Below are 11,829 nucleotides of genomic sequence, written 5' to 3'. Positions count from 1 at the left end.
GTGTCACGGACTGCCATCGCGTGCGCTCTCTGTCTCCTGCTGGCGGGCTGTGCCGCGCCGACCGCACAGCAGACGGCCGTCGAGTCGGACGCTCCCCGTGGGACCGACTCTCCCGGTGACGGACCGACGGACGGACTGACCGACCGGAACGCGAGCGTCGCCGGGAACGAATCGGCGGCCGCAGGCCGCGACATCTCGGTCCGCGGCGGGTCGCTCCCGGTCGAACACGAACGGATTTTCGCCCGGACGGCCGACCTCCTCGGTGCGAACGTCGCGCCGCCGACGGTCATTGTCGTCGAGTCGGCCGCCGAGATTCGCAACGACACCGGCGGCCCGTCGGCCGCGGGGAGCGGGTCCCGAGCGCGGAGTTTCGCCGGCGTGATGGGAATCGGCGGGGAGCGCGGTGGTACGGGGAACGAGACGGGGGACGGCGACACCGGCGGGTCCGGCCGGGGCGTCTCGGTCGCGGCCTACGCGCCGTCGGCCCGCTCGGTCGTCGTCAACGAACGGGTGGCGACCGCGGGGCGCGAGCGGGCGCTCGAACGCACGATGGCCCACGAGTTCGTCCACACCATCCAGTTCCGCCAGAACGCGTTCGTCCGGATGCAGTGGGCCCTCGACGTGGACCGCCGGCCGACGCGCGACACCGTCCTGACCTATTCGAGCGTCGTCGAGGGCGCAGCGGTGTTCGTCGCCGACGCGTACGACCGCCGGTATCTGGCGGGCGACTGGGCCTCGATTACCACGACCGAGCGCTACCGGTCGGCGCCGGCGAGCGTCAAGTACAGCATCGCGCGGTACTACTTCGGCAGTCGCTATCTGAGCCATCGGTTCGACTCGCCGCGCAACCTCTCGGCGGTGTACGACGACCCGCCCCGGACCACCGAGCAGATTCTGCACAACGACACCGACGGGTCGGAGATGCCGCTGTCGCTCTCGCTGTCGGTCGAACCGAGGGAGAATCGGACCCGCGGACCGAACGACACCTACGGGGAACTGTTCGCTCGCATCGCGGTCGGGACGGAACTGAACGAGTCGCGCGCGGCCGACGCCGCGGCCGGGTGGGGCGCGGACCGCCTCGTGCCGGTCGCCGACGAGGATGGCACCCGGAGTTTCGTCTGGGCGACGCGGTGGGACTCGCCGGACGAGGCCGACGAGTTCGAGCGCGCGATAGCGGCGTATCTCGACTCGCGCGCGAACCGGTCCGGTGGCGCGGCCGGGGCGCGGGCGAACGAATCAGCGGGTCGGTCGGGGACCGGTTCGCCGACGATTTGGCGCGACGGGAATCTCACGTTCGGGACCGAACGCGTCGACGAGGAGACCGTCGTCCTGCTCGCCGGCACCGAGTCGTTCGTCGGCGGCGCGAACGCGACGGGCACGAACGCGAGCGTCTCGGTCGTCGCCGGCGGCGACCGACGGTAGCGGACGGAGAACGGATTTTCTGTACTAAAGACTTATTTTTCTGTTTCTATAATAGTTCTATCCACGCTAAGGAAACAGAGAGAGAGTGGTAAAAGCGCCCGGCGAGAAGCGACGTTTCGGAGTCGTGTCGCGCTACGCCGCGATGAGCGGGAGCGCGAACGCGACAGCGAGACCGACGACGAGGACGGCGAGGCCGATGCCGACCTGCGACGACGAGAACTCCTGCATCGGCGAGGTCACGCGGTCCATCTCCACGGCCTCGTGGCCGTGAATGTCGTCGGTGTGGTCGTCCATCTCGGCGTACTCGTCCTGGTCCACGTCCAGATGCTCGCTGTCGTCGGCGTCGACGTGCTGGTCGTCGTGGTCGTCCATGCGAGTGACTTTCCGGCCCGGACACTTAAACGCAACCAAACCTAAGCCGCCGGAGACCGTTCGTGGAGAGCGCATGGACTTCTCCGACTCGGACCCCGACGAGGAGCGCGCGGCGTTCGACCAGTTCGACGTGGACCGCGAGTGGTGGAAGGAGGCGGTCGTCTACCAGATTTACCCGCGGAGCTTCTTCGACTCGGACGGCGACGGCGTCGGTGACCTCCGTGGCGTCGAGGCCAAGTTGGACTACCTCGACTCGTTCGGCGCGGACGTGGTGTGGCTCAACCCGGTCTACGACTCGCCGAACGCCGACAACGGCTACGACATCCGCGACTACCGGGCCATCATGGACGAGTTCGGGACGATGGACGACTTCGACCGCCTGCTCTCGGGACTCCACGACCGGGACATCAGACTCGTCATGGACCTCGTGGTCAACCACACCTCCGACGAACACGAGTGGTTCCGAAAGTCGCGCGAGTCGAAGGACAGCGAGTTCCGGGACTTCTACATCTGGCGCGACGGCCGAGGCGACGGGCCGGGCGGGAGAGGCGCTCCGCCGAACAACTGGGAGTCGGCGTTCGGCGGGTCGGCGTGGACCTACGACGAGCAGACCGAGCAGTACTACCTCCACCTGTTCGACGAGAAGCAACCCGACCTCAACTGGGAGAACCCCGAGGTCCGCGAGCGCGTCTACGAGATGATGCGCTGGTGGCTCGATAAGGGCATCGACGGCTTCCGCATGGACGTCATCGACCTCGTCTCGAAGGCCGACGGCCTGCCCGACGGCGACCCCGACTCCGGGTGGACCGGCGCGGAACACTTCATGACCGGGCCGCGCGCCCACGAGTACATCTCCGAGATGTACGACGAGGTGCTCGACGGCCGAGACGTGATGACGGTCGGCGAGATGCCCGGCGCGACGGTCGAGGAGGCCCAGCAGTACCTCGGTCCCGACGGCGACGGCCTGAACATGGTCTTTCACTTCGAGCACGTCAGCCTCGACTACGGCGAGAGCGGCGACCGGTGGAGCGTCGGCGAGTTGGACCTCGCGGAGTTCAAGCGCGTGCTGACGAAGTGGCAGAACGGACTCCGGGGCGAGGGGTGGAACAGCGTCTATCTGGGCAACCACGACTGGCCCCGCATCGTCTCGCGGTTCGGCGACGACGGCCTCTACCGCATCGAGTCGGCCAAGATGCTGGCGACGCTGCTGTTCACGCTCCGGGGGACGCCCTACGTCTATCAGGGCGACGAAATCGGCATGACGAACTTCCCGTTCGAGCGCGAGTCGCAGGTCCAAGACGTGAGCGCCCGGAACTTCGTCGAGCGAAAGAAGCGCGCGGGCTGGCCGATGGACGAGATTCTGGAGGTCGTAAGCTACCGAAGCCGGGACAACGCCCGGACGCCGATGCAGTGGTCCGACGGGGAGAACGCGGACTTCACCGAGGGGGAGCCGTGGATTCCCGTGAACCCGAACTACGAGGCGGTCAACGTCGCCGACGCGACGGCCCGCGAGGACTCCGTCTGGGAGTACTACCGGGAGCTGATTCGGTTCCGGAAATCGACGCCGGCGGCCATCTACGGCGACTACGAACTCCTCCTGCCGGACGACCCGGACATCTACGCCTACCTCCGGACGCTCGGCGACGACCGACTGCTGGCGGTCCTGAACTTCGGCGAGGGGACACCGACGTTCTCGCTCCCGGAGAGCGTCGAGTACGAGGATTCACAGTGCGTCCTCCACAACTACGCGGTCGACGCAGAGGGGCCGCGTTCCTTCGAACTGCGACCGTACGAAGCGCGAGTGTACGAACTGGACTGAACCCCAGCGACGGTCACTCCGCCTCGTAGTGGGTCGTCTCGTCGGCGACCGGAATCATCTCTGTCGCGTCCATGTCGAGGAACGACGCCGCGTCCTCCTGGACCTCCGCGCCGGTCTCGGACTCGAAGGACTCGTTCATCGCCGCGGGGTCCTCGAACCAGAGTTGGGCCACGTAGTCGTAGCCCGCCTTCTCGGGGTCGAGCGGGACCGAGGACGTGTACCGCTGGAGGTTCGGCAGGTCGTTGACCAGCGGCGCGTGTTCGTCGTGCATGTACTCGACGCACTCGTCGTGACTGGTGTCGTCGTCCCGGACCGCGAGAATCACCATCTTGCAGGACATATTGCGTTATTCGGGAGCTACGGTCGTGAAAGTTGGGATGTCGGTGGTCGGACTCGGCGGTTCGGAGGCCGCGTGACCGCGACCCCGTTTCGCAGTCCCGATTCGGACGACCCTCCGATTCGGGCCGACTCCCGGTTCCGAACACCTGTCGGAGTCGAAACCGTGAAACCCGCCTCGTGCAAACTCACGAGTAACGAAATGACTCTCACCAAGCGCATCGTCCCGTGCATCGACGTGGACTTGGACGAGGACGGGAACCCGGCGGTCTACACCGGCGTCAACTTCGAGAACCTCGAATACACCGGCGACCCGGTCGAGATGGCCCGCCGGTACAACGAGGCGGGGGCCGACGAGTTCGTCTTCCTCGACATCACCGCGAGCGCCGACGGCCGCGAGACGATGCTCGGCGTCGTCGAGGACGTGGCCGACGAGATATTCATCCCGCTGACCGTGGGCGGGGGCATCCGAACCAAGGAGGACATCAAGGAGACGCTCCGGGCGGGGGCCGACAAGGTCTCCATCAACTCGGGCGCGATAGCGAACCCCGACCTCATCACCGAGGGCGCGGACGCCTTCGGAAGCCAGTGCATCGTCATCTCGGTGGACGCCGAGCGCCGCTACGACGAGCAGGGCGAACACTACGTCGAGGTGGACGGCGAGTCCTGCTGGTTCGAGTGTACCGTCAAGGGCGGCCGCGAGGGAACCGGCCTCGACGTGGTCGAGTGGGCCGCGGAGGCCGAGGAGCGCGGCGCCGGCGAGTTGTTCGTCAACTCCATCGACGCCGACGGCACGAAGGACGGCTACGATATCCCGCTGACGAAGGCGGTCTGCGACGCCGTGGACACGCCGGTCATCGCCTCCTCGGGGTGTGGCGGTCCGGAGGACATGCACGAGGTGTTCACCGAGGCGGGCGCGGACGCCGGACTCGCGGCCTCCATCTTCCACTTCGGCGAGTACTCGATTCGGGACGTCAAGGAGTATCTGGCCGAGCGCGACGTACCGGTTCGGCTCTGAGGTCCCTACTTCTCGTCTGCGGGCAGAAAAAGCGGGAGTCGAATCGACGCGTTACCGGCGCGTCAGAGGTCGGGGGCCGCGAGCGCGGCGGTCCCGTTTCCGGTCTCGTTTCCGGTCGCGGCGCCGTCGGCGGTCGTCTCGCCGCTCATGCCACCGAGACCGCCGCCGATGAGACCGATACCGGCCGAGGCGTTCTCGATGCTGACGCGGTCGGCCTCGACGGTGTCGAGGATTGCGGACCCGACGGTCATGTTCTCGACTTCGACGGTCGGCGTGCCCTCGATGGGGTTGCCCTCACCCACGCCGCCGGGCGAGAAGGACGTGCGGATGTTGTTGACTTCCGCGCTGCCGAGACTCCCCGTCTCGACGAACAGCGATTCGATGCTGGTCTCCGAGAGCGAGGCGTTCTGAATCGTCGCGTTCTCGCCCTCGGGCGGCGTCTCGCCGCCGAACAACTGCTGGGCGACGGTCTGGTTCCGAATCGTGACGTTCAGCAGCGTCACGTTCTCGAACGAAGCGTTCACCACGGTCAGGTTCGACGCGGTCGCGGTGCCCAGCGACTGGGTACCGTTGACCCCGCGGTCGAGTTGCGTCTGGTTCAGCACCGCCTGCTGAACCGTGACGTTCGTCATCGTGAGATTCTGAATCGTGAGATTCTGGTACTGGTAGGTCTGGTTGTTCGTCTGGTCTTGGGCCGCGACGCCGGTGTCGGCCGGCGCGGCGGTAGCGTCGTGTGCGTTCGGTGACGCCGCGAGCGCGGAGGACGCTCCGGCGAGCAGTACGAGTGTCGCTACGACTACTGCGCGCGTTCTCATGCGACCGAAGGTTTTCCGAGTGCGTCAATAAACGGCCCCGACCGTTTGGGGCTTCCGTGCCGTGTTACGACGATTAAGTCGGGCTTATTCGGGTTCTGGCGGCGTCTGACGGTCGCTCTCCGACGCCGACGCTCGGCGGTGGCGATGAACGGAGTGAACGGCGCGAACGGCGGTTCAGAGTCGGGCGACGCTCGGCGTTCGGAGTCGCTCGTGAGAAACGGGACGCCCGAAGCGACGAGAAGAGGCCTCAGACTGCGCTCTCGTAGGCGTCGCGGAACGCCGCGGTCTTGTCCTTGATGTCGCCGGTGGCGTCTTCCAGCGCGTCGAGCGGGTCGGTGCCGTCCTCGGTCTTGATGGTCAGGATGGGTTCGGTCTGTCCGCCGGACTGCTCGGGGTTCATGTCGTACGTCGCGGCCGCGACGCCCTCGTGTTCGAGGAGAGTTCCCTTCAGCACGTTCATGAACGTGTGGTCCTCCCCGGCGATTTCGATAGAGAGTTCGTCGTCGGCCTTCTCGGCAACCCGTAGTTCCATACCCGTCAGTTCTAGCTTTGTGCGTTTCAACATTACGGAAAGACGCGTCGAGGGCGACCCGCCGTCGCTCGGCGAGCCCTCGACCGAATCCAGCCACCCATTTATACCGCGATGGAGAAACTAACCGGTATGGTTCAGTTGCCCCCGTGGTTGCCGGCACCGGCGCAGGTAGCGATTCCGGTCGTCGTCCTGCTGTCGCTCGCGCTGGTCCGGCGGCTCGACGCTCCCGCGGGTCGATGGGGTCGCCGTCTCCGGTCGCGGTTCCTGCTCGGCGTCCCGTGGGGCACTCTCGTCTCGGTGATGGGCGTGCTGGCGGTCTACCTCTTCGTCCAGCAGGGCGCGGGCAACTGGCGCAACCCCGTGACCCTCCCGTTCTCGTCGTGGTCGTACCTCTACCCCGTCGGGTGGCTTCTGGCACCGTTCTCGCACACCGGGCCGGGCCACCTCGTCGGTAACCTCACCACGACGCTCGCGGTCGCACCGCTCGCGGAGTACTTCTACGGGCACTTCCCGTCGAAGCGCGGCGAGAACCCCTTCTTCTCGCGGACGAGCAACCCGTGGGTTCGCGCGTTCGTCCTCTTCCCGGCGGGCGTCGCGCTGGTCGGACTGGCGACCAGCGTGTTCGCGTGGGGTCCCATCATCGGCTTCTCGGGCGTCGCGTTCGCGTTCGTCGGGTTCGCGCTGGTTCGCTACCCGCTAATGACCGTCGTCGCGGTGTCGGCGCAGGGAGCCATCAGGACCACCTATCGGGCCCTGCTCGACCCCCGGATATTCGGGTCGGCGTCGCGGAGGTTCGGCGAACCGTGGTGGTACGGCATCGCGGTGCAGGGCCACGTCCTCGGTCTCCTGCTCGGCATCCTTCTCGGTGTGGCGGTCCTCTACCGGCGGCGCGAGCGAGTCGGCGCGCTCCGACTCTGGACCGGCGCGGTCGTCCTCGGCATGTCGATGACCCTCTGGGCGCTCTGGTGGTACCGCGGCGAGAGCACCTACGTCCTTTATCGCGGGTGGGGCGTCGTCTTCGTCGTCACGCTCGCAGTGCTGACGACAGTCGCCGCGACGGCCGACCGCAGACCGCTGTTCGGCGACGTGTCCCGCCAGCAGGTCGGCCTGCTCGCGCTCCTTCTCCCGCTTGCTGTCATGGTAGGCGTCGCGATTCCGGTCAACCTCACCACGGTCGGCGACGCCAGCGTCCCCGGCGGCGGCCCGGCGATAGAGGTCCACGGATACGACGTGACCTACGCCGAGAACGTCCAGAACCAGAAGGTCTCGGCCATCGACGTGTCGATGTTCGGCGAGACGACCAACGTGACCACCAGCGGCGTCATCGTTGTCAACGACGACCGCGAGATATGGACGCAGGCGGTCTCGAAGGGACGCCTCGCCTTCGACGGCCGGACGCGCGTTCGGGTCGGCGGCGTCGGGTGGGCAGAGGACGTCCGGGTTCAGCGCCGGGGCTGGTCGGCGGTCAACGGCGGGACGGCGTATCAGGTCTGGCTTCGTGGCCCGGACGACGACGAGTGGACCCACGTCTTCGCCTCGCAACCCGCCGTCGCCGGGCCGACGCTCGCGAATCACTCGGTCGTCGTCCGACCGGCCGACGGGGAGTTCCGCCTCCTCGTCACGCGGAACAACTCGACGGTCGCCGACGCGCCGATCCCCGACCCCGGCGGGAACGTGACTCTCGCCGGCATCCGGTTCACCCGCGAGGGTCGAAAGCTGTTCGCCTCGCTCGACGGAACTCGCGTGCAGGTCGCGGCCCGCGAGACGTACCGGTGAGGGCGCTCCCGTCCGTCAGATGAGACCGCCGAGAGTGACCAGTGTGCCGAGGAGGACGAGCGCGAATCCGACGGAGTCGTACTCCACGATGGCGAGACCGAACAGCGACGTCTGTACGCCGGCACCGATGAGTCGGACTCGGGTTTCGAGGTGTTCGCTCATGTTTGCCGACACGAATCCTGCGACGAAAACCTTGCGCTACTCCCACCGAATCCGGAAGACCTCGGCGTCGATTGCTTCGGTCTCGCTGGTCTGGTGGCCGAACTGCCGGGAGAGCGTCAACTCGGCCCGGAAGGCGTGCGTCACCTCGCCGCCCTCGTCGGCGGCGAACGCCTCCACGAACGACTCGCTCCCGGCGTTGTGAATCGAGTAGGAGGTCCCCGAAATCCGACTCGCGGTCGCCAGAAACGCGCGGTCTGCGTGTTCGTTGCCCGCCTGCGCGCCGAACGGCGGGTTCATCAGGACCGTGACGTTCGACCGGTCGGCGGGCGCGTCGGACGGGCGGAGCGGCGCGTCCGACGGACAGAGCGGTGCGCGGGTCGCGTCGGCGAGTAGCCACTCGACCGGCGTCGCGGAGGCCGCCCCGGTCGCGGACGCGCCCGGGTCCACGACCCGGCGCTCGTTCTCGCGGGCCTGCGCGAGCGCCGCGGGGTCGCGGTCGAGCGCGAGGACGCGCGCGGGACCCCGGCAGGCCGCCCCGAGTGCGAGCATTCCGGTTCCGGTGCCGAGGTCAACGACCGTCTCGCCCGCGAGGTCGCCATGCACGCTCGCGAGGTGGACGAGGTGGGCCGCGAGGTCCGCCGGCGTCGGATACTGCTCCAAGTCGAGTCGCGGGTCCGCGAACCCTTCGACCCGAGAGAGACGGCGCTCCAGCGCGGCCTTATCCATGCGAGAGAGAAATCGCTCCGAGAAGGAGAACGTTCGGATTCGGTTCTCAGTCCAGCGTAATCGGACCGTCCAGGTCGAGCGTGACGCCCTCGCGGTGGGCGCGCTCCGCGACAGCGGCCAGTGCGGGCCGGACCTTCGACTCGTCGCCCACGCTGTCGAACTCGACGGTGACGGTACTCGCGCCGAGGAAGGCGGCGGTGCGCACGTACTCGCGGACGCGGTCGGCCTCGTCCTGCGTGGCGAACGAGCAGTCCTCTCCGAAGCAGGCGTCCACGACCACGCGGGCGGCCACGAGGTCGTCGGCGTCGAGTTCGCGCTTGAGGTCCATGAGGTCGGCGCGCGCGGTCGGGATGGCGTCGGCGTCGAGGCTGACGGGCGTGGCGTCTTCGACGCGACAGCGTTCGATGGCAGTTCGGACGTCCGCGGAGCGAGTGGCGCTCATCGTTACCAGCACATACCCGTTACTCATACAAAAAGGTTCGGTAGATGCGCGTGAGTTATATTCCTGTGGGCGTCTCGTCAGGGCGCCGTCATTCGACGCCGTTTCGGTTGGGGGTGTCTCTACACCTCGACTCACTCGTCCATCGCACGCCGGAGGACGCGCTCGACGAACTCACCTTTTCGTTCGGTGTACGCCTCCCGGTCGTCCGGGTGTTTTTTCGCCAACTCTCGTTTCAGCGCCTCGTACTCCTGGGCAACGTCGGGATGGGAGCGGAGAAAATCGCGGAATGCAATCGCCTCCCGATAGCAGTCAGTGTCGCGTTCGGTGAGCGAGAGATAGTGAGTGCGATTCGTCCGCGGTCCCTTGGCGAGAAAGAGTCGTTCCGGAACGTCGTCTTCCGGTCGGTACTCGTAGCCGTGTGATTCGAGGAGCGGGACGAGTTCGGTCGCGTCCTCCACGTCTGCCACGACCGCCAACAGGTCGATGATTGGTTTCGCGGCCAGTTCCTCGACGGCGGTGCTACCCACGTGTTCGTAGTCGAGCAGACGGTCACCGGCGATGGCCTCCAGTCGCCGGACCTCCGCCTCGTAATGCCGTTTCCACTCGGGTTGGTGAGGGCGAAGTTCTACCGTCCCGCGCTCCAAGCCGACCATACGGAGTGCGTCGCCCGGAAGGAGTAAAAAGTCAGGGAGCCGCCGTCACCACGTGCCGTGGAACGTGTCGAAGCTGAGTTCGTCCAGCGGCTTGTTGCCGACCGCGATTTCGTACTCGCCGGGGGTCAGCATCGGCTTGTGGAACTGCGGGCCGTCGTCGGTCGTGATGCGCGGGCATCCGGTGTTCACGAAGGCGTCCATGTCGAAGTTTCGGAGTCGGTCGGGGGTCACCTCGTCCATCGTGATGAGGTAGGCGTCGTCGTTGTCGTCGAGAATCTCTTGGGCCTGTTCCCAGCGGCCCTGTCCGATTTTAGTGCAGAAGATGACGCCCCACTTCTCGGCGTCCATCGCCTTGTGGACCGAGGCGTAGCGCTGTTTCAGGAACTTCTCGGTGTCTGCGACCGTGACGACGTTGTTGACGGGGTCGGCGATGACGACGTTCTTGTCGGGATGCTCCATCGCGAGGCCGAGCGGGTGGAACTTCCCGCCGCCGACGTACAGTACTTGATCGGCGTCGATGTCGGCGCTGGCGTAGTTACAGCCCAGCACCTGCCCCTCGTGGGTGAGTCGGTCGTCGCCCCGGCGGGTGTGGACCTCGTAGCCGCGCTCGTCCAGCCACGACTTCATCTCCTCGAAGCGGTTCATGTGCTGGGCCGTGGTGACGAGTCCGACGTGAGGGTCCTCGTCGGGGTCGGCGAGTTCGTCGAGCGACTCCTCCATGATGGGGAACACGTCCACGTTCGAGAAGAGGGGGACGTAGATGACCTTGTCCGTGTTCTTCATCGGCGAGTGGCCGAAGTGGACGAACACGTCGGTCCGCTTCATCAGGAAGGTGTCGAGGTCGCAGGCCCCGTAACAGGGCTGGCCCGACAGCATCACGGTCACGTCGTCGGGGACGAGTTCGCGGATGTCGTCGGCGACCTTCGGGCCGCGGCGCTTCAGTCCCTCGGGGAACTGCAGTCCGACCTTGGTGGCGTCGCGCTCCTCTACCGCCTCCACGATGCGGTCAAGTTCGTAATCCCACTCCCGGTCGTGCTTGAGAGACATGCCGGTGTTTCGGAGGTCTCCCTCGCTGTACTCGGAGTCTTGGCTCATTGGAATTGGTTTGTCGGTCAGGACGTTTAAGGACGATGTTCTCTAACCGGGACCGTTTCGACGTCGGAGGGCCGCGCCGTCGCGTCCGTCGCGGTACGTCCGAACCGAACGAAGCCTTGACTCGCCGACGCTCGGAGGTGCATCCGGCAGGTCTAAAACGCCGCAGTTCCAACAGACCGGTACATGAGCATCGAAACCGAGGCCGACGGCGAGGCGACTGAGCTCTCCCGCGTCGAAGAACTCGCAGGCGAACTCGGCGAGGCACTCGCCCAGACGCCCGAGTACCAGCGGTTCGAGGAGACCAAGGAGGCCGTCGAGCAGGACGACGAGGCCCAAGAGAAGGTCCAGGAGTTCGAGCAGTTGCGCCAGGAGTTCATGCTCGCGCGCCAGACCGGCGAGGCGACCCAAGAGGACATCCAGAAGGTCCGCGAGGCCCAGCAGGAACTGCACTCCCTGCCGGTGATGGACGAGTACCTGCAGGCACAGGAGGACCTCGAGGAGAAGATGGAGTCGGTCAATCAGGCCATCTCGGAGCCGTTGGCCGTCGACTTCGGCGACCAGGCGAGCGGTTGCTGCGAAGACTAGCGCCGCGGTTATTTTCTCGTTCGGCCGCGACGGTCGGCGTCGAGTTCGACGCCTACCGGTCGTCTGTCGGTTCGTT

General features: G+C 66.6%; 14 protein-coding genes. 5 read left to right on the top strand and 9 right to left on the bottom strand.

What is annotated here, in order from left to right; genetic code table 11:
* Window positions 1-1,422 (top strand): hypothetical protein, encoded by a 1,422-nt coding sequence (locus M0R89_RS14775; RefSeq protein ID WP_248649849.1) that lies wholly within the window; start codon window positions 1-3, stop codon window positions 1,420-1,422.
* Between the two features lie 132 nt (window positions 1,423-1,554).
* Here M0R89_RS14775 and M0R89_RS14770 read toward each other — a convergent pair whose 3' ends face one another.
* Window positions 1,555-1,794 (bottom strand): DUF7550 family protein, encoded by a 240-nt coding sequence (locus M0R89_RS14770; RefSeq protein WP_248649848.1) that lies wholly within the window; start codon window positions 1,792-1,794, stop codon window positions 1,555-1,557.
* Window positions 1,795-1,867: 73 nt separating this feature from the next.
* Here M0R89_RS14770 and M0R89_RS14765 point away from each other — a divergent pair, with 73 nt between their 5' ends.
* Window positions 1,868-3,613: a glycoside hydrolase family 13 protein gene (locus M0R89_RS14765; RefSeq protein WP_303657505.1), complete on the top strand. Its 1,746-nt coding sequence runs from the start codon at window positions 1,868-1,870 to the stop codon at window positions 3,611-3,613.
* Between the two features lie 13 nt (window positions 3,614-3,626).
* Here M0R89_RS14765 and M0R89_RS14760 read toward each other — a convergent pair whose 3' ends face one another.
* Window positions 3,627-3,953 carry an EthD family reductase gene (locus tag M0R89_RS14760; RefSeq protein ID WP_248649847.1) on the bottom strand — a complete coding sequence of 109 codons (327 nt, stop codon included), beginning with the start codon at window positions 3,951-3,953 and terminating at the stop codon, window positions 3,627-3,629.
* Window positions 3,954-4,151: 198 nt separating this feature from the next.
* Between M0R89_RS14760 and hisF the strand changes: the two genes are divergently transcribed.
* Window positions 4,152-4,967, top strand: coding sequence for an imidazole glycerol phosphate synthase subunit HisF (gene hisF / locus M0R89_RS14755; RefSeq protein ID WP_248649846.1), 816 nt, complete (start codon window positions 4,152-4,154; stop codon window positions 4,965-4,967).
* 62 nt (window positions 4,968-5,029) lie between these two features.
* On the opposite strand, the gene M0R89_RS14750 is transcribed toward hisF, so the two are convergent.
* Both M0R89_RS14750 and M0R89_RS14745 read right to left on the bottom strand, forming a co-directional pair.
* A complete protein-coding gene (locus M0R89_RS14750) occupies window positions 5,030-5,782 on the bottom strand; it encodes a hypothetical protein (protein WP_248649845.1) in 753 nt (250 codons plus the stop codon).
* Between the two features lie 247 nt (window positions 5,783-6,029).
* Entirely contained in the window at window positions 6,030-6,314 is a 285-nt protein-coding gene (locus M0R89_RS14745) for a DNA-directed RNA polymerase subunit L (RefSeq protein ID WP_248649844.1), read from the bottom strand.
* A gap of 129 nt (window positions 6,315-6,443) precedes the next feature.
* Here M0R89_RS14745 and M0R89_RS14740 point away from each other — a divergent pair, with 129 nt between their 5' ends.
* The gene (locus M0R89_RS14740) at window positions 6,444-8,090 is read left to right on the top strand and encodes a rhomboid family intramembrane serine protease (RefSeq protein WP_248649843.1); all 1,647 of its coding nucleotides are present in this window, start codon (window positions 6,444-6,446) and stop codon (window positions 8,088-8,090) included.
* 15 nt (window positions 8,091-8,105) lie between these two features.
* On the opposite strand, the gene M0R89_RS14735 is transcribed toward M0R89_RS14740, so the two are convergent.
* The 5 genes from M0R89_RS14735 to dph2 form a co-directional block, all read right to left on the bottom strand.
* Window positions 8,106-8,252, bottom strand: a complete 147-nt coding sequence (locus M0R89_RS14735; RefSeq protein WP_248649842.1) for a hypothetical protein — start codon at window positions 8,250-8,252, stop codon at window positions 8,106-8,108.
* A gap of 36 nt (window positions 8,253-8,288) precedes the next feature.
* Window positions 8,289-8,978, bottom strand: a complete 690-nt coding sequence (locus M0R89_RS14730; RefSeq protein WP_248649841.1) for an METTL5 family protein — start codon at window positions 8,976-8,978, stop codon at window positions 8,289-8,291.
* A gap of 46 nt (window positions 8,979-9,024) precedes the next feature.
* Window positions 9,025-9,420, bottom strand: coding sequence for a DUF7961 family protein (locus M0R89_RS14725; protein ID WP_248649840.1), 396 nt, complete (start codon window positions 9,418-9,420; stop codon window positions 9,025-9,027).
* 131 nt (window positions 9,421-9,551) lie between these two features.
* Complete coding sequence (locus M0R89_RS14720) at window positions 9,552-10,073, bottom strand: GrpB family protein (protein WP_248649839.1); 522 nt, start codon at window positions 10,071-10,073, stop codon at window positions 9,552-9,554.
* Between the two features lie 45 nt (window positions 10,074-10,118).
* Entirely contained in the window at window positions 10,119-11,168 is a 1,050-nt protein-coding gene (dph2, locus tag M0R89_RS14715) for a diphthamide biosynthesis enzyme Dph2 (RefSeq protein ID WP_248649838.1), read from the bottom strand.
* Between the two features lie 183 nt (window positions 11,169-11,351).
* Between dph2 and M0R89_RS14710 the strand changes: the two genes are divergently transcribed.
* Entirely contained in the window at window positions 11,352-11,753 is a 402-nt protein-coding gene (locus tag M0R89_RS14710; protein ID WP_248649837.1) for a YlbF/YmcA family competence regulator, read from the top strand.
* The last annotated feature ends 76 nt before the right edge of the window (window positions 11,754-11,829 follow it).

The sequence above is a fragment of the Halorussus limi genome (assembly GCF_023238205.1).
Lineage (GTDB): Archaea > Halobacteriota > Halobacteria > Halobacteriales > Haladaptataceae > Halorussus > Halorussus limi.
Note: the sequence above shows the minus strand (reverse complement) of the source record. Positions and strands in the feature narration are given on the sequence as shown.